General features: G+C 71.7%; 20 protein-coding genes. 15 read left to right on the top strand and 5 right to left on the bottom strand.

Annotated features, from left to right (window positions below):
* Positions 1–106: 106 nt before the first annotated feature.
* The 3 genes from AB0D04_RS23910 (at position 107) to AB0D04_RS23900 (ending at position 3,191) form a co-directional block, all read left to right on the top strand.
* The gene (locus AB0D04_RS23910) at positions 107–955 is read left to right on the top strand and encodes a lysophospholipid acyltransferase family protein (RefSeq protein WP_362706748.1); all 849 of its coding nucleotides are present in this window, start codon (positions 107–109) and stop codon (positions 953–955) included.
* Positions 952–1,950, top strand: coding sequence for an NAD(P)H-dependent glycerol-3-phosphate dehydrogenase (locus tag AB0D04_RS23905; RefSeq protein WP_362706745.1), 999 nt, complete (start codon positions 952–954; stop codon positions 1,948–1,950). The genes AB0D04_RS23910 and AB0D04_RS23905 overlap by 4 nt, the downstream gene beginning before the upstream one ends.
* A gap of 104 nt (positions 1,951–2,054) precedes the next feature.
* Positions 2,055–3,191: a D-alanine--D-alanine ligase family protein gene (locus AB0D04_RS23900; RefSeq protein ID WP_362706742.1), complete on the top strand. Its 1,137-nt coding sequence runs from the start codon at positions 2,055–2,057 to the stop codon at positions 3,189–3,191.
* Positions 3,192–3,198: 7 nt separating this feature from the next.
* Here the strand turns inward: AB0D04_RS23900 and AB0D04_RS23895 are convergent, their stop codons facing one another.
* Positions 3,199–3,672: a DUF3515 domain-containing protein gene (locus AB0D04_RS23895; RefSeq protein WP_362706793.1), complete on the bottom strand. Its 474-nt coding sequence runs from the start codon at positions 3,670–3,672 to the stop codon at positions 3,199–3,201.
* Positions 3,673–3,695: 23 nt separating this feature from the next.
* Positions 3,696–3,929, bottom strand: a complete 234-nt coding sequence (locus tag AB0D04_RS23890; protein ID WP_046925812.1) for an Lrp/AsnC ligand binding domain-containing protein — start codon at positions 3,927–3,929, stop codon at positions 3,696–3,698.
* Positions 3,930–4,086: 157 nt separating this feature from the next.
* On the opposite strand from AB0D04_RS23890, the gene AB0D04_RS23885 reads away from it, so the two are divergent.
* Together AB0D04_RS23885 and thiD are read left to right on the top strand one after the other, a co-directional pair.
* A complete protein-coding gene (locus AB0D04_RS23885) occupies positions 4,087–5,055 on the top strand; it encodes a thiamine-phosphate kinase (protein ID WP_362706739.1) in 969 nt (322 codons plus the stop codon).
* A gap of 10 nt (positions 5,056–5,065) precedes the next feature.
* Complete coding sequence (gene thiD / locus AB0D04_RS23880) at positions 5,066–5,902, top strand: bifunctional hydroxymethylpyrimidine kinase/phosphomethylpyrimidine kinase (RefSeq protein WP_362706736.1); 837 nt, start codon at positions 5,066–5,068, stop codon at positions 5,900–5,902.
* A gap of 124 nt (positions 5,903–6,026) precedes the next feature.
* Here thiD and rpmB read toward each other — a convergent pair whose 3' ends face one another.
* A complete protein-coding gene (gene rpmB, locus AB0D04_RS23875; protein ID WP_006602870.1) occupies positions 6,027–6,212 on the bottom strand; it encodes a 50S ribosomal protein L28 in 186 nt (61 codons plus the stop codon).
* A 232-nt stretch (positions 6,213–6,444) separates the two neighbouring features.
* Between rpmB and AB0D04_RS23870 the strand changes: the two genes are divergently transcribed.
* From AB0D04_RS23870 to mutM, 9 genes are all read left to right on the top strand, one after another.
* A complete protein-coding gene (locus tag AB0D04_RS23870) occupies positions 6,445–8,097 on the top strand; it encodes a DAK2 domain-containing protein (protein ID WP_362706790.1) in 1,653 nt (550 codons plus the stop codon).
* 100 nt (positions 8,098–8,197) lie between these two features.
* Positions 8,198–11,164 carry a helicase-related protein gene (locus AB0D04_RS23865; protein WP_362706733.1) on the top strand — a complete coding sequence of 989 codons (2,967 nt, stop codon included), beginning with the start codon at positions 8,198–8,200 and terminating at the stop codon, positions 11,162–11,164.
* Positions 11,165–11,317: 153 nt separating this feature from the next.
* Positions 11,318–11,902, top strand: a complete 585-nt coding sequence (gene rsmD / locus AB0D04_RS23860) for a 16S rRNA (guanine(966)-N(2))-methyltransferase RsmD (RefSeq protein WP_362706730.1) — start codon at positions 11,318–11,320, stop codon at positions 11,900–11,902.
* Positions 11,899–12,411: a pantetheine-phosphate adenylyltransferase gene (coaD, locus tag AB0D04_RS23855; RefSeq protein ID WP_362706727.1), complete on the top strand. Its 513-nt coding sequence runs from the start codon at positions 11,899–11,901 to the stop codon at positions 12,409–12,411. The genes rsmD and coaD overlap by 4 nt, the downstream gene beginning before the upstream one ends.
* Before the next feature lie 127 nt (positions 12,412–12,538).
* On the top strand, positions 12,539–13,732 hold the full coding sequence (locus AB0D04_RS23850; RefSeq protein WP_362706724.1) for an ATP synthase F0 subunit B: 1,194 nt from the start codon (positions 12,539–12,541) through the stop codon (positions 13,730–13,732).
* Between the two features lie 195 nt (positions 13,733–13,927).
* The gene (locus tag AB0D04_RS23845; protein ID WP_362706721.1) at positions 13,928–14,521 is read left to right on the top strand and encodes a YceD family protein; all 594 of its coding nucleotides are present in this window, start codon (positions 13,928–13,930) and stop codon (positions 14,519–14,521) included.
* A gap of 2 nt (positions 14,522–14,523) precedes the next feature.
* Positions 14,524–14,697, top strand: a complete 174-nt coding sequence (gene rpmF, locus AB0D04_RS23840) for a 50S ribosomal protein L32 (protein WP_028802425.1) — start codon at positions 14,524–14,526, stop codon at positions 14,695–14,697.
* A gap of 19 nt (positions 14,698–14,716) precedes the next feature.
* A complete protein-coding gene (rnc, locus tag AB0D04_RS23835) occupies positions 14,717–15,559 on the top strand; it encodes a ribonuclease III (protein WP_362706718.1) in 843 nt (280 codons plus the stop codon).
* 121 nt (positions 15,560–15,680) lie between these two features.
* Complete coding sequence (gene mutM / locus AB0D04_RS23830) at positions 15,681–16,619, top strand: bifunctional DNA-formamidopyrimidine glycosylase/DNA-(apurinic or apyrimidinic site) lyase (RefSeq protein ID WP_362706715.1); 939 nt, start codon at positions 15,681–15,683, stop codon at positions 16,617–16,619.
* A gap of 51 nt (positions 16,620–16,670) precedes the next feature.
* Here the strand turns inward: mutM and AB0D04_RS23825 are convergent, their stop codons facing one another.
* Positions 16,671–17,093, bottom strand: a complete 423-nt coding sequence (locus AB0D04_RS23825; RefSeq protein ID WP_362706712.1) for a hypothetical protein — start codon at positions 17,091–17,093, stop codon at positions 16,671–16,673.
* Positions 17,094–17,223: 130 nt separating this feature from the next.
* Between AB0D04_RS23825 and AB0D04_RS23820 the strand changes: the two genes are divergently transcribed.
* Entirely contained in the window at positions 17,224–17,652 is a 429-nt protein-coding gene (locus AB0D04_RS23820) for a hypothetical protein (protein ID WP_362706709.1), read from the top strand.
* 42 nt (positions 17,653–17,694) lie between these two features.
* Here AB0D04_RS23820 and AB0D04_RS23815 read toward each other — a convergent pair whose 3' ends face one another.
* On the bottom strand, positions 17,695–18,486 hold the full coding sequence (locus AB0D04_RS23815; RefSeq protein WP_362706706.1) for a CAP domain-containing protein: 792 nt from the start codon (positions 18,484–18,486) through the stop codon (positions 17,695–17,697).
* Positions 18,487–18,732: the final 246 nt, after the last annotated feature.

The raw sequence follows: 18,732 nt of genomic DNA, 5'->3' as shown, positions 1-18,732 counted from the left end.
CAGCGGCGGGGTTACGGTGTTCTCGACATAGCGGGTACCTGGAGCGACACTTGTGCGGCTGCCGGCCCGGCGCAGCTTCACAGGTCCCCACAAGGAGGGTGTCCAAGTGTCCCGCCGCAGAATCGGCTTCTGGTACCGCTTGGCCGCGGTCATCTGCAAACCGCCGCTCTTGGTTCTGTTCAAGCGGGACTGGCACGGAATGGAGCACATTCCGGCCGACGGCGGATTTATCACCGCGGTCAACCACAACTCGTATCTCGATCCGCTCTCCTATGCGCACTATCAGTACAACACCGGGCGGGTCCCGCGATTCCTCGCCAAGTCCGGTCTCTTCAAGAGCGGCTTTGTCGGCCTGATGATGCGCGGCACCGGCCAGATCCCCGTCTACCGGGAAACCACCGACGCGGCCACCGCGTTCCGGGCCGCCGTCGCCGCGATCGACAAGGGCGAATGCGTCGCCTTCTACCCCGAGGGCACCCTCACCCGCGACCCCGACATGTGGCCCATGCAGGGCAAGACCGGTGCCGCACGCGTCGCGTTGCTGACCAAGGCCCCGGTCATTCCCGTCGCCCAGTGGGGTGCGAATGCGGCGATGCCGCCGTACGCCAAGGAGAACAAGCTCCAGCTCTTCCCGCGCAAGACCCTCAAGGTCAAGGCGGGACCGCCGGTCGACCTGAGCGAGTTCTACGGCAAGGAACCCACCGCCGAGGTGCTGCGCGCCGTCACCCAGGCCATCATGGCCGCGATCACCGAGCAGCTGGCCGAGGTCCGCGGCGAGCCCGCGCCCGCCGAACCGTACGACTACCGCAAGGCCATCGCCCGCGAGCGCCGCGCCGCCCGCGAGGCCGCCAAGGCCGCCTCGGACGCCCTCATGGAGCCCGGCAGCGGCGGGGCCGTCGTCGGTACGCAGCGCGCCGGAAGCACCCAGCAGGCACAGGAGGATGAAGGCAAGTGACGCGCTGCGCCGTCTACGGCACGGGGTCCTGGGGCACCGCATTCGCGATGGTCCTCGCCGACGCGGGATGCGAGGTGACCCTGTGGGGGCGCCGCGCCGCCCTCGCCGACGCCATCAACAACGGCCGCACCAACCCGGACTACCTGCCCGGGGTCGAGCTCCCCGAGTCCGTACGGGCCACCACGGACCCGGCGGAAGCGGCCCGCGACGCGGACTTCACCGTCCTTGCCGTCCCCTCGCAGACGCTGCGCGCCAACCTCACCGAATGGGCACCCCTGCTGCCCGCCGACACGGTCCTGGTCTCCCTGATGAAGGGCGTCGAACTGGGCACCGCCAAGCGGATGAGCGAGGTCATCGAAGAGGTCGCCAAGGTCCCCGCGGAACGTGTCGCGGTGCTGACCGGACCCAACCTCGCCAAGGAGATCGCCGCCCGCCAGCCCGCCGCCGCCGTCGTCGCCTGCGCCGACGAAGCGGTCGCCCGGCGGCTGCAGACCGCCTGCCACACCCCGTACTTCCGCCCGTACACCAACACCGACGTCGTCGGCTGCGAACTGGGCGGCGCCGTCAAGAACGTCATCGCGCTCGCCGTCGGCATCGCCACCGGCATGGGCCTGGGCGACAACGCCAAGGCCTCCCTGATCACCCGGGGCCTGGCCGAGACCACCCGCCTCGGCCTCGCCATGGGCGCAGACGCGCACACCTTCGCGGGCCTGGCCGGCATGGGCGACCTCGTCGCCACCTGCTCCTCGCCGCTGTCGCGCAACAACACCTTCGGCACCAACCTCGGCCGCGGCATGACGCTGGAGGAGACCATCGCGGTCACCAAGCAGACCGCCGAGGGCGTCAAGTCGTGCGAGTCCGTGCTGGATCTGGCCCGCCGGCACGGCGTCGACATGCCGCTGACCGAGACGGTCGTGGACATCGTCCACGGAGGCAAGCCGCCGATGGTCGCCCTCAAGGATCTGATGTCGCGCACCGCCAAGCCGGAACGTTAACCCGCGGCGTGGTGGACCGGGGCAGGAGCCGTTGCCGGTTGCTGTGGTACGACCGGCGCTGCAGCACTGACGTGCGCCTCCTCAGCAGGTACTCTCAACGCGTTATGAGCAGCCAGACCTCCTCCCACAAGCCCCGCGTCGCCGTCGTCTTCGGTGGCCGCAGCTCCGAGCACGCCATCTCCGTGGTCACCGCCGGCGCCGTCCTGCGCGCCATCGACCGCGAGAAGTACGACGTGCTGCCCATCGGCATCACCACCGACGGGCGCTGGGCGCTGACCGCCGACGCCCCCGAGCGGATGGCCATCGCGGACCGGCAGCTGCCCACCGTGGCCGCACTCGCCGAGTCCACCGACGGGGCGGTCGTCCTCCCGGTCGACCCGACCAACCGCGAGATCGTCTACAGCGAGCCCGGCTCGGTGCCCAAGGCACTCGGCGAGGTCGACGTCGTCTTCCCCGTCCTGCACGGCCCCTACGGCGAGGACGGCACCCTCCAGGGCCTGCTGGAGCTCTCCGGCATCCCCTACGTCGGCGCGGGCGTCCTCGCCTCCGCCGTCGGCCAGGACAAGGACTACATGAAGCGGGTGTTCGCCTCCTTCGGGCTGCCGGTCGGCCCGTACGAGGTCATCCGCCCCCGTGAGTGGGACAACGACCCCGCGGCCGCCCGCAAGAAGATCATGGACTTCGCCGCCGAGCACGGCTGGCCGCTCTTCGTGAAGCCCGCCCGCGCCGGCTCCTCCATGGGCATCACCAAGGTCAACGACCCCGCGGACCTGGACAAGGCCGTCGAGGAGGCCCGGCAGCACGACCCCAAGATCCTCGTCGAGTCGCTGCTGAGCGGCCGCGAGATCGAGTGCGGGGTGCTGGAGTTCGAGGACGGCCCGCGGGCCAGCGTGCCGGCCGAGATCCCGCCGGTCACCGCGCACGACTTCTACGACTTCGAGGCCAAGTACATCGACTCGGCCGACGGCATCGTGCCGGCCCCGCTGACCGCCGAGCAGACCGCGAAGGTCCAGGAACTTGCCGTCGCGGCCTTCGAGGCGGCGTCCTGCGAGGGCCTGGTGCGCGCGGACTTCTTCCTGCAGGACAACGGCGAGTTCGTGATCAACGAGATCAATACGCTGCCCGGCTTCACGCCCATCTCGATGTACCCGCGGATGTGGCAGGAGAGCGGCGTGAGCTACCCCGAGCTGATCGACCGCCTGCTCCAGGCGGCGCTAACCCGCTCCACGGGACTGCGCTGAGCGGGCCCTAGACGCCCTCTGGAACGGTCTTCTTGACGGCGCCCGCGAGGTCGGTGAGCACATCGACCTCCGGGGCGTACGTCCCCGGCACGCTCACCTCGACATACGCCGTGCGCAGCACGGTCGTGAAGCGGTAGCCGTCGTCCTGCTTCTCGAACAGCCACTGGACGCCGTCGACCACCGCCGCGTCCGCCGTGGGGTTGTAATGTTCACTCCCGTACGTCAGGACGTCGGGCTTGCCCACCCCACAGCGCAGTGTCACGGCAGGATCACCCCATATGGCAGTGAAGTCGGAGACGGGCTCGGCGGTACCCCGCCGCAGACCGTCCACGGTCTTCGGCAACTCCTTGTGGAGCGCCCGGCAGTGGCGCGCCGCCCCGCTCTGCGGGGAGGGCACCGCAACATCCGACGAAGAACAGCCCACCGCCGCGAACAGGACGGTGAGCACGGGCAGGGCCAGGTGCCGGCGGCGCGCAGACATCACCGGCCGAGCATACGGGGGAGCTAGAGATGGACCACCGGGCAGGTGAGCGTACGCGTGATGCCTTCCACTTGCTGGACCTTGGCGACCACCATGCGGCCCAGCTCGTCCACGGTGTCGGCCTGCGCCCGCACGATCACGTCATAGGGTCCGGTGACGTCCTCGGCCTGCAGGACGCCGGGAATCTTCGCAATCACCTCTGCCACTGCGGAGGCCTTGCCGACCTCGGTCTGGATCAGGATGTACGCCTGTACCACGGGACCTCCAGGGCGGCTACCGGGATCATGTGGGAAGAAGGACGCCACGGTACCGCGTCACCGTGCGGAGCGGGGAGACCCGCGCGGTGAAAGCGGCAAGTGCGGCGCAGTCGTCGGCCACGTACGGACGGTCCGTACACATGGGAAGGGCAACAGCATGAAGGGCACCGTGGGCGAGCTGGGGGAATTCGGGCTGATCAAGGAGCTCACCGCCCGGCTCACCTCCACCCCGGCCGTACGCATCGGGCCGGGGGACGACGCCGCGGTGGTCACCGCGCCCGACCGGAGGGTGGTGGCCAGCACCGACGTCCTCCTGGAGGGCAGACACTTCCGCCGCGACTGGTCCACCGCCTACGACGTGGGCCGCAAGGCCGCCGCACAGAACCTCGCCGACATCGCGGCCATGGGCGCCGTGCCCACCGCGATCCTCCTCGGCCTGGTCGTCCCCGCGGAACTCCCCGCGACCTGGGCGACCGAGCTGATGGACGGGCTGCGCGACGAGTGCCAGGTGGCCGGCGCCGCCGTGGTCGGCGGCGATGTCGTACGCGGCGAGATCATCACCGTCGCCATCACCGCCCTCGGCGATCTGCGCAACGCCGAACCGGTCACCCGGGGCGGCGCCCAGCCCGGCGACGTGGTCGCGGTGACCGGCTGGCTCGGCTGGTCCGCCGCCGGCCACGCCGTCCTCTCCCGCGGCTTCCGCTCACCCCGCGCCTTCGTCGAGGCCCACCGCCGCCCCGAACCGCCGTACCACGCGGGCCCGGCGGCCGCCGGACTCGGCGCCACCGCCATGACGGACGTCAGCGACGGGCTGGTCGCCGACCTCGGGCACATCGCCGAGGCCAGCAACGTCCGGATCGATCTGCGCTCCGCGGCCATCGACATCCCCTCGCAGATGTCCGACATCGGTACGGCGGTCGGCGTGGACCCCATGCAGTGGGTGCTCAACGGCGGCGAGGACCACGCGATCGTGGCCACCTTCCCCCCGGATGTGAAGCTGCCCGCCCGGTGGAAGGTCATCGGCGAGGTCCTCAACCCCTCCGCCCTGCCGCAGGTGACAGTGGACGGCGCCCCCTGGGCGAAGGCCGGCTGGGACCACTTCGGGGACAACGGCGACGCCGAGTAGATTCGGCGGCATGCAGAGCCCCACACACAGCCCGCGCCTCAGCCGTACGCAGATACCGCCACGCGTCCTGACCGTCGCCGGATCCGACTCCGGCGGCGGCGCGGGCATCCAGGCCGACCTCAAGACGATGCTGGCGCTCTCCACCCACGGCATGAGCGTGCTCACCGCCGTCACCGCCCAGAACTCCCTCGGGGTGCAGGGCGCCTGGGAGCTGCCCGCCGAGGCCGTCCGGGCCCAGTTCCGCAGCGTCGTCGACGACATCGGCGTCCAGGCCGTCAAAACCGGGATGCTCTCCTCGGCCGAACTCGTCGAAACCGTCGCCGAACTCCTCGCCGGCCTGCGGGTCCCGGTCGTCGTCGACCCCGTCGGCGTCTCCAAGCACGGCGATGCGCTGCTCGCCGCCACCGCACTCGACGCCGTCCGCACCAAGCTGCTGCCGACCGCCACCGTTGCCACCCCCAACCTCGACGAGGTCACCCAGCTGACCGGCATACACGTCCAGGAAGAGGCCGATATGCCGCGCGCGGCCGCCGCCATCCTGGACTTCGGGCCGCGCTGGGCGCTCATCAAGGGCGGCCACCTGGCCGCCGACGCGGCGGAGGCCGTCGACCTGCTCACCGACGGCAGCGAGGAACACTGGCTGCGCGCCCCCCGCCACGACAACCGGCACACCCACGGCACCGGCTGCACCCTCGCCAGCGCCCTCGCCGCGCAGCTCGCCAAGGGGGACACCGTCCCGCAGGCCGCCGCCGCCGCGAAAACCTACGTCAGCGGCGCCCTCGCGGCCGGCTTCCGGCTGGGCGCGGGCATCGGCCCCGTCGACCACGGCTGGCGCCTGCGCAGCTAGCGCAACCCGGGGGCCGGGCACACTGCACGCGCCCGCCCCGGCCCCCGGGAAAGGCGAAAGCCGGCCCACCCAGGGGTGGACCGGCTTCACAAGCAACCGGCTGGGCTGCGCTACGGCGAAGACGTCAGCGCGAGACCTTGCCGGCCTTGATGCACGAGGTGCAGGCGTTCAGCTTCTTCGGCGTGCGCCCGATCACTGCACGCACCGTCTGGATGTTGGGGTTCCAACGACGGTTGGTACGGCGATGCGAGTGCGAGACACTCTTGCCGAAGCCCGGCCCCTTGCCGCAGACGTCGCAGTTGGCAGCCACGGGTCACTCCAAAGACTTCAGATGCACTTACGGTGAAATCCCGACGGACCGAGTGCATTGACCGACCGGCGCCGCCAGGAGAGGAATGGCCCGATTTTCATCGGGCAACCGGAGCAGCATACAACGGCCGCTCCCGTAGAACGAAACTACCACGCACCTCCCGGCACCCGCCCCGGCCTCCCCGCCGGAGCGCGGCTACTGTGCGGTGCATCCCGAGATCCAGGAGGACGATGTGCCGCACCCGCTCGACGCCGCCGCCGTCCGCGCCTGGTGCGGGCTGGCCCTGGAGGCGCTCGGCCGGGAGCGGGAGCGGATCGACGCGATCAACGTCTACCCGGTGGCCGACGGCGACACCGGCACCAACCTCTACCTGACCCTCGAATCCGCCACCCGCGCCGTCGAGGCCGCCTTCGACGGCCACGCCTCCACCGGCACCGCACCCGCCCTCGCCGACGCCATCGGCGCCATGGCCCACGGCGCCCTCATCGGGGCCCGCGGCAACTCCGGCACCATCCTCGCGCAGCTGCTGCGCGGCATGACCGAGGTCCTGGCAACCGGCGACGAGCCGGCCGACGGCCTAGCCGACGCGCTGCGCCGGGCCCTGCGCCGGGCCGCCGCATCGACGTACGAGGCCGTGGCCCACCCGGTGGAGGGCACCGTCCTGACCGTGGCAACCGCGGCAGCGGAAGCGGCCGAGCGCGCCACCGGGGACGCCGCCACCGTCGCGAGGGCCGCCCACGACGGCGCCCGCACCGCCCTGAAGGCCACCCCCGGCCAGCTCGCGGTCCTCGGCCGCGCCGGCGTCGTGGACGCCGGCGGCTGTGGACTGGTCGCCCTGCTCGGCGCCCTCGCCGACGCGCTCTCCGGGGAGGTCTCGTCGGCGCCCGTCACCGTACGGGCCGATGCACCGCTCCCCGAGGCGGGCGGCCGCGAGGCGACGGGGCACGAGGCCGACGGCTGCGCGGACGCCGACGAGGGCGGCCCCGCCTTCGAGGTGATCTACCTCCTGGAGGCCGACGACAGCGCCGTGGCCCGGCTGCGCACCCGCCTCGACGGGCTCGGCGACTCCCTGGTGGTCGTCGGCGGCGACGGCCTGTGGAACGTCCATGTGCACGTCGACGACGCGGGCGCCGCGGTGGAGGCCGGCATCGAGGCCGGCCGCCCCTACCGGATCCGCATCACCCACTTCGGCGGCGCCACCCGCACCAAGGAGCCCGAGCTGGCGGCGCGGGCCGTCGTCGCCGTCGTACCGGGCGCGGGCCTCGCCGGACTGTGCGCCGACGCCGGCGCGACCACCGTCTCCGTACGCCCCGGAGAGCCGCCCGCCAGCGGCGAACTCGTCCAGGCAATCCGCCAGGCGCACGCCCGCGAGGTCATGCTGCTGCCCAACGACCCCGAACTGCGCCACACCGCCGCGGCCGCCGCCGAACAGGCCCGCACCGAAGGCGTCCGCGTCGCCCTGATCCCCACCCGCTCCGCGGTCCAGGGCATCGCCGCGCTGGCCGTACACGAACCGGACCGCAGCTTCGACGAGGACGTGGTCGCCATGACCGCGGCCGCCGGCGCCACCCGCTACGCCGAGCTGGCCGTCGCCGAGCGCCAGTCGTGGACGATGGCCGGCGTCTGCCAGGCCGGGGACATCCTCGGCCTGATCGACGGCGATGTCGCCGTGATCGGCTCCGGCCTCGCCGCCACCGCGATGACGGTCCTGGACCGGATGCTCTCCGCGGGCGGCGAAATGGTCACCCTCGTCCTCGGCGCCGACATTCCCGCATCCCTCGCCCAGCGCCTGGAGGCGCATGTCCGCGAGCGCCACCTGGCCGTCGACACCGTCGTCTACGAGGGCGGGCAGCACGCGGCGCCGCTGCTCATCGGCGTCGAATGAGCGCACCGGGCAGCACTCATCGCTCCCGGGCCCCGCTGTGTTTGCGGGCCTCGCCGTGCAGCGCACCGCACATGTCAGTGCCGTGGTGTGCAATAGGTGCGTGGCAGCGCTCGACGAACCCCTGAAGAAAATCCTCGGCGGCAGCACCGCGAAGGTGCTGGCCGAGCATCTCGACCTGCACACGGTCGGCGACCTGTTGCACCACTACCCCCGGCGCTACGCCGAGCGCGGTGAGCTGACCCGCCTCGCCGATCTGCCGCTGGACGAACATGTCACGGTCGTCGCCCAGGTCGCCGACGCCCGCGTACTGACGTTCAACCACGGCCGGGGACAGCGGCTGGAGGTCACCCTCACCGACGGCAGCGGCCGGCTCCGGCTGGTCTTCTTCGGCAAGGGCATCCACAAACCCCACAAGGAGCTGCTGCCCGGCCGCCGGGCGATGTTCGCCGGCAAGGTCTCCGTCTTCAACCGCAAACTCCAGCTCGCCCACCCCGAATACCAGCTCCTCGACAAGGATGGTGACGACACCGGGGCCGACGCCGTCACCGCCTTTGCCAGTCAACTGCTGCCGATCTACCCGGCCTGCCAGCAGATGGCCTCCTGGAAGCTCGCCAAGGCGGTGGACGCGGTGCTGCCCAGCGCCCAGGACGCCGTCGACCCGCTGCCGGACGCGCTGCGCGAGGGCCGCGACCTGATCCCGCTCACCGAGGCACTGCTGAAGATCCACCGGCCGGCCACCAAGGCCGATATCGCCGACGCCCGCGCCCGGCTGAAGTGGGACGAGGCCTTCGTCCTCCAGGTGGCACTCGCCCGGCGCCGCCTGGCCGAGACCCAACTCCCGGCCGTACCCAGGGTGTTGAAGGCGAACGGCCTGCTCGACGCCTTCGACGCCAAACTGCCCTTCACGCTCACCGACGGCCAGCAGAAGGTCAGCCGCGAGATCTTCGACGACCTGGCCACGAACCACCCCATGCACCGCCTCCTCCAGGGCGAGGTGGGCTCCGGCAAGGCCCAGCCGCTCGATGCGCTCGTGCTGACGCCGTCCGGCTTCCGGCCCATGGGGGAGATGGCGGTCGGTACGGAGGTCGTGGTGCCCTCCGGCGAGCGCGCCTTCGTCGACGGCGTCTTCCCGCAGGGGGAGCGGGAAGTGTGGCGGCTGGTGCTGTCGGACGGCAGCACCGTCGAGTGCGATGACGAGCATCTGTGGATCGTCGGGACCCACGGCGAGAGGGAGCAGGTGCTGACGACCCGCGAGCTGAGGGCCGATCTGCTGCGCGCCGACGGCCGGCCCAAGTGGTCCATCCCACCGGCCACCCCGGTGGACCTCGACGGGGGCGAGGACCGGCCGCTCGATCCGTACGCACTGGGCCGGTCGCTGGCCGAGGAGGAAGGCCGCGTCCCGGACGCCTACCGCAACGCCCCGCTCAAGGACCGGCAGGCCGTACTGCAGGGCCTGATGGACGCCGGGGGGCGGACCGCGGGCGCCAACACCGTCTTCCGCGAAGCGCCCGGCCCGCTGGCCGAGGACCTCGCCTGGCTGGTGCGTTCCCTGGGCGGCTGCCCCGTGCTCGCCCCCGTACGGGACGGCGCCCGCGACGTCTGCGTGGTGCTGCCGGACGAGGCGTCCACCGGCTACAGCGGCCTGCGGCGCACCATCAAGGCCATCGAGTACGTAGGCCGCAAACCCGTCCAGTGCATCAGCGTCGCGCACCCCTCCCACGCCTATGTGACCGACCACTTCACGGTCACCCACAACACCATGGTCGCGCTGCGAGCCATGCTCGGCGTGGTCGACAGCGGCGGCCAGGCGGCGATGCTCGCGCCCACCGAGGTCCTCGCCCAGCAGCACCACCGCTCCGTCACGGAGATGATGGGCGAGCTGGCCGAGGCCGGGATGCTGGGCGGCGCCGAGCAGGGCACCAAGGTGGTGGTGCTGACCGGCTCCATGGGCGTCGCGGCCCGCCGCCAGGCGCTGCTCGACCTGGTCACCGGCGAGGCGGGCATCGTCATCGGGACCCATGCACTGATCGAGGACAAGGTGCAGTTCCACGACCTGGGCCTGGTCGTCGTCGACGAACAGCACCGCTTCGGCGTCGAACAGCGCGACGCCCTCCGCGGCAAGGGAAAACAGCCGCCGCACCTCCTGGTGATGACGGCGACGCCCATTCCCCGCACCGTCGCCATGACCGTCTTCGGCGATCTGGAGACCTCCGTACTGGACCAACTCCCCGCCGGACGCTCGCCGATCGCCAGCCACGTCGTGCCCGCCAAGGACAAACCCCACTTCCTGGACCGGGCCTGGGAACGCGTCCGCGAAGAGGTGGCGGCCGGCCACCAGGCCTATGTGGTGTGCCCGCGGATCGGCGACGAGGACGACGCACCCAAGGGGGCGAAGAAAGGCGCCAAGGCAGCGGCGGCCACAGCGGGTTCACCGGAGGACATCGAGGAGAAGCGGCCGCCGCTGGCGGTGCTGGAGATCGCCGAGCAGCTCACCAACGGGCCGCTGGCCGGCCTCCGGGTGGCGGTGCTGCACGGCCGGATGGCCCCGGACGACAAGGACGAGGTGATGCGGAAGTTCGCGGCCGGCGAGCTGGACGTGCTGGTCGCGACGACCGTCATCGAGGTCGGCGTCAACGTCCCCAACGCCACCGCCATGGTGATCATGGACGCGGACCGCTTCGGCGTCTCCCAGCTGCACCAGCTGCGCGGCCGGGTCGGCCGCGGCGCCGCCCCCGGCCTGTGCCTGCTCGTCAGCGAGATGCCCGAGGCCAGCCCGGCGCGCGCCCGGCTCGCGGCCGTCGCCGCCACCCTCGACGGCTTCGAGCTCTCCCGTATCGACCTCGAGCAGCGCCGCGAGGGCGATGTCCTGGGCCAGGCGCAGTCCGGGGTCCGCTCCTCGCTGCGGATGCTCACCGTCATCGACGACGAGGAGGTGATCGCGGCCGCCAGGGAGGAGGCCACCGCCGTCGTCTCCGCCGACCCCGAGCTCGCGGACTACCCCGAGCTGCGCACCGCGCTCTCCGCCCTGCTGGACGACGAACGCGAGCAGTACCTGGACAAGGGGTGACCCTGACCAGCAGTGAGATCGATCACCCGGCCCGGGTGAGGGCGGCGGACCTCCGCAGGCCACCACCCGTCCGCCGACGGAATATCGTGGAGCCGAGCCCATCCGGCTCCCTGTGCACCACCTCCACCCCACGCACCACGTAAGGACGGGCCCATGACCCGCGTGATCGCCGGTACGGCCGGCGGCCGCCGCCTGGCCGTACCGCCGGGAACCGGCACCCGCCCGACCTCCGACCGGGCACGCGAGGGCCTGTTCTCCACCTGGGAATCGCTCGACGGCCCGCTGGCCGGCGCCCGGGTGCTCGACCTGTACGGCGGCTCCGGCGCGGTCGGCCTCGAGGCGCTCTCCCGCGGCGCCGCACACGTCCTGCTCGTCGAGGCCGACACCCGCGCCGCCCGCATCATCCGGGACAACATCCGCGTCATCGGCCTCCCCGGCGCCGAACTGCGCACCGGCCGGGCCGAGCAGACCGCCCAGAGCCCGGCCCCGGCAGACCCGTACGACATCGTCTTCCTGGACCCGCCGTACGCCGCCACCGATGCCGATCTTCGCGAGATCCTGCTCACACTCCGTGGTCAGGGGTGGCTTGCGGAGGACGCACTCGTCACCGTGGAGCGCAGCACCAGAGGCGGCACATTCCCATGGCCGGACGGATTTGAAGCGATCAAGGCCCGTCGCTACGGCGAGGCCACGCTTTGGTACGGTCGCGCCGCTTCGACGTCAGCAAGCGCCTCATGACCGGACCGCAGAGCGAGGAGACGAAGTTGCGCCGCGCCGTCTGTCCGGGGTCGTTCGACCCCATCACCAACGGGCACCTGGACATCATCGCCCGGGCCTCCAAGCTGTACGACGTCGTCCACGTCGCCGTAATGATCAATCAGTCGAAGCAGGGCCTGTTCACCGTCGAGGAGCGGATCGACCTGATCCGCCGGGCCACCGCCGAGTACGGCAATGTCGAGGTCGAGGCCTTCCACGGCCTGCTCGTCGACTTCTGCAAGCAGCGCGACATCCCCGCCATCGTCAAGGGCCTGCGCGCCGTCAGCGACTTCGACTACGAGCTGCAGATGGCCCAGATGAACAACGGGCTGTCCGGTGTGGAGACCCTCTTCGTCCCCACCAACCCCACCTACAGCTTCCTTTCCTCCAGCCTGGTCAAGGAGGTCGCGGCCTGGGGCGGCGATGTCTCCCACCTGGTGCCGCCGTTCGTCCTCGACGCCCTGACCGAGCGGCTGCGCAACAAGCGGTGACCCGGCGCACGGCGCGCCGGCCGGACGCACTCCTGACGAAGTGCCAGCAGGTGTCGGGCCGGGGTCCCGTGGTCGTACAGTCGACCCGTTCCCTCGTTCCATCCCTTCAGAGAGTGGCGAGTCCAAGGTGGACGTGCAGAAGAAGCTCGACGACATCGTCGCGACCGTCGGCGGCGCCCGGTCCATGCCCATGTCGGCCTCGTGCGTGGTCAACCGCGCCGAGCTGCTCGCCCTGCTCGAGGAGGTACGGGCGGCCCTGCCCGGCTCCCTCGCCCAGGCGCAGGAGCTGCTCGGCGGGCGCGAGCAGATGGTCGAGGAGGCGCGGGCCGAGGCGGAGCGGATCATCGAGTCCGCGCACGCCCACCGCGGTTCGCTGATCTCCGACACCGAGGTCGCCCGGCAGTCCCAGGACGAGGCCGACCGGATCCTGGCCGACGCCCGCCGCGAGGCCGAGGAGATCCGCGCCGAGGCCGACGACTATGTCGACTCCAAGCTCGCCAACTTCGAGGTCGTCCTCACCAAGACCATCGGCTCCGTCGACCGGGGCCGCGAGAAGCTGCTCGGCCGCGGCCCGGGACTCGACGAGCAGGGCTACGCGGATGCCGAGGCCCCCGAGCGCAGCGCCGACCCCGAGACCCTCAAGCAGCGCGCCGACGCCTATGTGGACGCCAAGTTCGGCGCCTTCCAGGCCGTACTGACCAAGACGCTGGAGGCCGTCGGCCGCGGCCGCGACAAGCTCCAGGGCGCGCAGGCGACCGATGAACTCGGCGCGCATCTGGCGACGGCGGGCGACCCGCAGACCGGGCAGCCGCAGGCGGACGCCGAATATCTCGCCGAGCTGGCGGGCATCGGCGCGGGCCAGGAGCCGCAGGCGCCCCAGGCCGCGCCCCAGGCCGCCCCCCAGGCCCCGCCGCAGCCCCAGGAGTACCAGCAGCTCCTTGACCCCCAGCAGCCGCTCCAGCCCCAGCAGCCGCTCCAGCCCCAGGAGCAGCTTCAGCAGGGCTATTACGACCCGGCGGCGTATCAGCAGCAGGACGCCTACGGCTACCAGCAGCCGCAGCAGGACCCGTACGCCCAGCACCACCAGGACCCGTACGGCTACGACTGGCAGCAGCAGGCCCAGCAGGCCCAGCAGCAGGGATACGACCCGAACGCCTACCTCCAGCAGCAGCAACAGCTGCCGCCGCAGCCCCAGCACGCCCCCCAGGACCCGAATGCCCAGGCCGGGGCACTGGACGAGACCAGCCTCTTCGACACCAGCATGATCAACATGGACCAGATCCGGCAGTACGAAGAGCAGTACGAACAGCGGCGCCAGTAACCCGCCCGGCGTCCGCCCCCGGACCGGCCGGAAGCGGATTGGGCCTAACGGGGCCCGTCCAGTATCCTGGCTGTTCGGTCGCGTCTACGTTCGCGATCACTGCTGCCCACATACCCAGTCGGAATCGGGCGGCTCGTAACGCAGTACAGAAAGCAGGAAGCCATCAACGCCCGCCTCGACCACCGTTCCCCGCTCGTGTTCGATACACGCGAGCTGGGCCGTCGTCCCGGCACGCTCAAGCGGCTCTCCCGCACCGTCGAGGCCCCCCGGGACCTCGGCAACGAGGTCATCGGAGTGCCCGAGGGCGCCCCGACCGAGCTCGACCTCCGCCTGGAATCGGTCATGGACGGGGTACTTGTCACAGGTACCGCCCGTGCAGCCGTGAAGGGGGAGTGCGTAAGGTGTCTGGAGCCGCTCGGGCGAGAGCTCGAAGCGGACTTCCAGGAGATGTTCTCCTACCCCGACGCCGACGACCGGACCCGCCCCGCGGACTCCGGCGACGACGCCGAGGACGAGGAAGACACCTTCTTCATCGAGGACGACCTGTTCGACCTCGAACCCGTGCTGCGGGATGCGGTGGTGCTCACACTGCCGCTGCAGCCGGTGTGCCAGGACGGCTGCCCCGGCCTGTGCTCCGAATGCGGAGCGCGGCTCGCGGACGACCCGGACCACCATCACGATGCCGTCGACATGCGTTGGGCGGCACTGCAGGGACTCGTCGGGACCAACCAGGACGACGAGAAGGACAACGTTCCCCGCGATGCCGGGGATGAACCTCAGGAGAAGTAGCCGTGGCTGTTCCGAAGCGGAAGATGTCGCGCAGCAACACGCGCCACCGCCGGTCGCAGTGGAAGGCTGCGGTCCCCACCCTGGTGGCGTGCGAGCGCTGCCACGAGCCGAAGCAGCAGCACATCGCGTGCCCCGCTTGCGGCACCTACAACAAGCGCCAGGTCCTCGAGGTCTGAGCGGCTGGTGACAGGCTCCATGTCAGACGCCAATGCGACTTCCCGCAAGCGCGGGGATGAACCGACTCCGGCGGACACAGCCTCGTCCCACACGCTTCTGGAAGGGCGGCTCGGGTACCAGCTCGAGTCCGCCCTTCTGGTACGTGCGCTGACGCACCGCTCGTACGCATACGAGAACGGCGGTCTGCCCACCAACGAGCGGCTCGAGTTCCTCGGGGACTCGGTGCTCGGCCTGGTGGTCACCGACACGCTGTACCGCATCCACCCCGACCTCCCGGAAGGCCAGCTGGCCAAGCTCCGGGCCGCGGTGGTCAACTCGCGTGCGCTTGCCGAGGTGGGCCGCGGCCTCGACCTCGGCGCCTTCATCCGCCTCGGCCGGGGCGAAGAAGGCACGGGCGGCCGGGACAAGGCCTCCATCCTCGCCGACACCCTCGAAGCGGTGATCGGCGCGGTCTACCTCGACCAGGGCCTCGATGCGGCCGGCGAGCTGGTGCACCGGCTCTTCGACCCGCTCATCGAGAAGTCCTCCAGCCTGGGCGCGGGCCTGGACTGGAAGACCAGCCTCCAGGAACTCACCGCGACCGAAGGCCTCGGCGTTCCGGAATACCTGGTCACCGAGACCGGCCCGGACCACGAGAAGACCTTCACTGCTGCCGCCCGCGTCGGTGGTGTCTCGTACGGCACCGGCACCGGCCGCAGCAAGAAGGAAGCCGAGCAGCAGGCGGCCGAGTCCGCGTGGCGTGCAATCCGCGCCGCGGCGGACGAGGCGGCCAAGGCCAAGGAGTCGGCATCCGGCGACAGCACGTCGCCGGCCGCGGACTCGGCTCCGGCTTCCGGCGACGCCCCGTCGTCGGCACACTGAAACACCACCTCTGACCCCCTCCGGAGCGGCCCGCCCGCTCCGGAGGGGGTCAGAAGTCTTTTCCCGGTCCCTCCCCTGTCCTTCCCGGTCCTTTCCCAGAACTGATCATGAGGAGCGTCCCGTGCCCGAGCTGCCCGAGGTCGAGGTCGTACGCCGCGGACTGGAGCGCTGGGTCAGCGGCCGCACCATCGACGCCGTCGAGGTCCGCCACCCCCGCGCCATCCGCCGGCACACGGCCGGCGCGGCCGACTTCGCGGCCCGCCTCAAGGACCTGCGCATCGGTACGGCACGCCGGCGCGGCAAATACCTCTGGCTCCCGGTGACCGGCGGCGGCCCGGCCGCCCAGACCGCTGCCGAAGGCATCGCCCCCCTCGTCACCCCGTCCGTCACCCACGGCCTGGCGATCCTCGCCCACCTCGGCATGAGCGGCCAGCTTCTCGTCCAGCCCGAGGACGCCCCGGACGAAAAACACCTGCGCATCCGCATCCGCTTCGCCGACGACCTCGGCACCGAACTCCGCTTCGTCGACCAGCGCACCTTCGGCGGCCTCTCCGTCCACGACACCGTCCCCGGCGACGCCGACCACCTCCCCGACGTCATCGCCCACATCGCCCGCGACCCGCTCGACCCCGCCTTCGACGACGCCGCCTTCCACGACGCGCTGCGCCGCCGCCGGACCACCATCAAGCGGGCCCTGCTCGACCAGTCCCTGATCAGCGGTGTCGGCAACATCTACGCCGACGAGGCGCTGTGGCGCAGCAAGCTCCACTACGACCGGCCCACCGCCGGCTTCACCCGCCCCCGCACCGCCGAGCTGCTCGGCCACGTGCGGGACGTGATGAACGCTGCCCTCGACGTCGGCGGCACCAGCTTCGACAGCCTCTACGTCAACGTCAACGGCGAATCCGGCTACTTCGACCGCTCCCTGGACGCCTACGGCCGCGAGGACGAACCCTGCCGCCGCTGCGGCACCCCCATCCGCCGCCGCCCCTGGATGAACCGCTCCAGCTACTTCTGCCCCCGCTGCCAGCGGCCGCCGCGACCGGCCCGTACCGGCTGACCTCCACAGCCCCCACCCGTGCGCCGGGCCGCTTCTCCTCCTGGGGCCGCCCTACCACTGCTCCCACCACAGCGCGTCCGGGGCATCGGCACAGATGCCCAGCACCCTGCCCCGGATCCGCGCATCCAGGGCCCACACCCTGACACGCAGCTCGCGCGCCGACTTCCGGGGCAGGTGACGCAGCACGACTTCGAGCACCGTGCGGTAATAGGGGGCGTCATAGCCGAACTCGCACTGCGTGCAGGGGCAGCCGAGAGAACGGCCATGGGCGAAGTGACGGAGCGGCCGCCCGGCGAGGACCGACCAGTGCCAGAAGGCCTCGGGCGCCGCACCGGGCCACAGCCGGGTGCGCTCCAGCCTGCGGATATGTGCCACGCAGGCACCGGAGAGCCGATCGATCACCGGGAACTGCTGCCGGCTGTGGGCGCGCAGGGGCATATCGCCGCGTACGGCGGACGGGCGCCTACGCGGCACGGCCCTTTCGGCGGAACGTCATGGCGCGACGCTAGCAGCGGGATCGGCCGGGCCACCAGGGAATTCCGGCGCCGCCGCCCACGGGGACCTACCGGCCGTACGGTCACCCGCCCTGCGTTAGCCTCCGAGGATGCGGAGCGACGGGAGGGTGGCGGCCTGGATCGCCGAACGTGGGGCATCGCTGAGTCCGGTCGCGCTCTCGGCGGCCTTCGACGCGTATCTGTGCACGCTGCCGTGGGCCGGAGCCGGCATCCGGTGGCAGGGGATGCCGCACCGGACGCTCGCGCTGGAGGACGATGTCACGGACGAGGCCGTGGTGGCCTGGGCCCGGCAGACCCCGGTGGCCGCGCACAGCCATGTGCTGGTGATCGACTCCGCCCGGGAGCCCGGAGTGATCTGCCGATTCGAGGACGGCCTGCGGGACTTCGAGCTGCTGACCGTCCGGCCGGACCTGTTCCTGTGCGGGGTCGACCTCGTGAACGGCACACCGCGACCGGCCTTCGGCCACTTCATCGAGCGGCGGTCCTTCCACACGCTCACGGCACGGCTGTCCGGGTGAACGCCTGGCGCCCCGCGGCCGCCCGGCCCGTCCGCGAACGCCTCAGAACCCGAAGTCCTGCGTCCACCAGGGCCCGCCCGGCCCGTAGTGGACGCCCACGCCGAGGGTCTTGTAGTCGCAGTTGAGGATGTTGGCGCGGTGGCCGGGGCTGTTCATCCAGGAGTCCATCACGGACTGGGCATTGGCCTGGCCGCGGGCGATGTTCTCACCGCCGAGATCCGTGATGCCCAGGTCACGGGCGCGGTCCCAGGGAGTGTCGCCGTCCGGGTCGGTGTGGTCGAAGAAGCCGCGCTCGGCCATGTCGTCGCTGAAGCTCTGCGCCAGCCCCGCCAGTTGCTTGTCGGCGGTCACCGGCGAGCAGCCCGCCTGGGCGCGCTCCTGGTTGACGAGGGAGAGCACCTGGGCCTCGGCCGACGACCCGGGGTCGGCGGACGGCGACGGGGTCGCGGAACTCCTGGGCGTCGTCGGCGCGGGCGTCGGGGCGGCGGTCTTCTCGGAGTGGTGTGAACCGGTCTTCGGGGCCGGAGGTTTGGCCGTACGGTCCGGGGAGGGGGAGGCCGACGGCGTCGCCGCGGAGGTGGCGCGGCGGCTGCGCGGGGCGGTGGGACGCTCGGCGCCGCGGCTCGTCGGCTCCGACGCGCGGTCCGTCGGCGACGCGGAATTGCCGCCCTGATGCCCGGCATCCGGCAGCGAATCGGCGCGCACCCGCTCACCGCTCCCGCCGCCGCCCACCTCGAACTGGCCGCCGCCCGGGATCAGTCCGGAGGCCACCGCCACGGCACCCATCGCCACCGCGGCCGAGGCGCCGAGCAGCCCGGTGCGGACCGGCGCCATCCGCCGGCCACGCGCCGCCCGGTGGCCGGCGTGCCGCGCACCTCCCGGTGACGCTTCGTCCGCGGCGCCAACAGGCCGGGCAGCTATGGGTTCGGGCGCGTGGGGAGCAGAGCGTCTGTGGCGGCCCATCCGCTGCCGTCCTTCCCCCGGTGCAAGCACCGGCTCCACTGGCGCGGCTACCGCCGCACAGACTTCCTGGACGTCAAGTTGACTCACCCGTTCGGGTGAGTCTTGATGTCGGGGGAC

This window comes from Streptomyces sp. NPDC048483 (assembly GCF_040651455.1).
Lineage (GTDB): Bacteria > Actinomycetota > Actinomycetes > Streptomycetales > Streptomycetaceae > Streptomyces.
The sequence above is the reverse complement of the archived record's forward strand: the minus strand, read 5'-3'. Positions and strand labels throughout refer to the sequence as shown.

Coding starts and splice junctions, on each gene's coding strand:
- AB0D04_RS23900 (WP_362706742.1), top strand. CDS start 2,055: ATGAGCAGCCAGACCTCCTCCCACAAGCCCCGCGTCGCCGTCGTCTTC.
- AB0D04_RS23895 (WP_362706793.1), bottom strand. CDS start 3,672: ATGTCTGCGCGCCGCCGGCACCTGGCCCTGCCCGTGCTCACCGTCCTG.
- AB0D04_RS23885 (WP_362706739.1), top strand. CDS start 4,087: ATGAAGGGCACCGTGGGCGAGCTGGGGGAATTCGGGCTGATCAAGGAG.
- thiD (WP_362706736.1), top strand. CDS start 5,066: ATGCAGAGCCCCACACACAGCCCGCGCCTCAGCCGTACGCAGATACCG.
- rsmD (WP_362706730.1), top strand. CDS start 11,318: ATGACCCGCGTGATCGCCGGTACGGCCGGCGGCCGCCGCCTGGCCGTA.
- coaD (WP_362706727.1), top strand. CDS start 11,899: ATGACCGGACCGCAGAGCGAGGAGACGAAGTTGCGCCGCGCCGTCTGT.
- rnc (WP_362706718.1), top strand. CDS start 14,717: ATGTCAGACGCCAATGCGACTTCCCGCAAGCGCGGGGATGAACCGACT.
- AB0D04_RS23820 (WP_362706709.1), top strand. CDS start 17,224: ATGCGGAGCGACGGGAGGGTGGCGGCCTGGATCGCCGAACGTGGGGCA.
- AB0D04_RS23815 (WP_362706706.1), bottom strand. CDS start 18,486: ATGGCGCCGGTCCGCACCGGGCTGCTCGGCGCCTCGGCCGCGGTGGCG.